At 55.9% G+C, this 213-nt stretch carries 1 pseudogene; it reads left to right on the top strand.

What is annotated here, in order from left to right:
- Window positions 1–213, top strand: a pseudogene (locus C662_RS19710) (hypothetical protein); the annotation flags it as partial.

The raw sequence follows: 213 nt of genomic DNA, 5'->3' as shown, positions 1-213 counted from the left end.
CCTTTGCAGCCGACAAGCATGACCATGCTCACGAGCATGAATCGATGCATGGAGGCGTGGTGGTCGAGGTCAAGGATCTCGATCTCGAACTCGTTGCCAAGCCCGAGGTGATCCAGTTGCATCTTCGCGATCACGGCAAGCCTGTTGATGTGGCAAACGGCAGTGCCAAGCTCACGCTGCTGTCTGGCGCAAACAAGCAAGATGTCGAACTCA

Origin of the sequence: Thauera sp. 28, from assembly GCF_000310145.2 — a bacterium.
Classification (GTDB): Bacteria; Pseudomonadota; Gammaproteobacteria; order Burkholderiales; family Rhodocyclaceae; genus Thauera; species Thauera mechernichensis.
This window is presented reverse-complemented; position numbering and strand designations above follow the sequence as displayed.